Here is a 548-nt window from a genome sequence, read left to right as displayed (position 1 = left end):
AGCCCGTCCTGCAGATCGATGACAAGGGGACCAAGCTTCCAGCCGTGTCGCTGATGGATCTGTTGCAGCTGGTCCGCGGGCTCGGGCGCAAGGGGATGAATATTCAGCGCTACAAAGGTTTGGGTGAAATGAATCCCGACCAGTTGTGGGAAACCACGCTTGATCCCGAAAATCGCCGCATGACCAAGGTGGTGCTCGAAGACGCAGTCAAGGCCGACGAAATGTTCACCATCCTGATGGGCGACGAAGTCGAACCGCGCCGCGAATTCATTCAGGACAATGCCCTGAACGTCACCAACCTCGATATCTAAAGCGGGACGGCGAAGCGATGAAGGTGGAATTGGGAAAAGAGAAAGATGGCTACCACGCCAAGATATCAGGACGGAAGCATTTGGTGGCATTCGGTTTTACCAAGCGCGAGGCCTTGGAGGAATTGATGGGTGCCGCTACGGAAGAATTTAGCAAGGAATCGGACTATCGCGAGGCCGAGAAAAAGATCCGGGAACAGCTGAAGAAGCTCGACGGCGACGATTAATACGAAAGACGGA

The 548-nt window shown here is 54.4% G+C and carries 1 protein-coding gene and 1 pseudogene; both read left to right on the top strand.

The features are described 5' to 3' along the window. Positions 1-311: pseudogene (locus ACQY6C_RS14945) on the top strand (DNA gyrase subunit B); the annotation flags it as partial. Between the two features lie 17 nt (positions 312-328). Then, the gene (locus tag ACQY6C_RS14940; protein ID WP_427970081.1) at positions 329-535 is read left to right on the top strand and encodes a hypothetical protein; all 207 of its coding nucleotides are present in this window, start codon (positions 329-331) and stop codon (positions 533-535) included. Positions 536-548: the final 13 nt, after the last annotated feature.

It is taken from the genome of Altererythrobacter sp., from assembly GCF_050299635.1.
In the GTDB taxonomy this organism is placed as follows: Bacteria; Pseudomonadota; Alphaproteobacteria; order Sphingomonadales; family Sphingomonadaceae; genus Erythrobacter.
This window is presented reverse-complemented; position numbering and strand designations above follow the sequence as displayed.

Bases quoted from the DNA above. Each gene is read 5' to 3' on its own strand.
- ACQY6C_RS14940 (WP_427970081.1), top strand. From the start codon at position 329: ATGAAGGTGGAATTGGGAAAAGAGAAAGATGGCTACCACGCCAAGATA.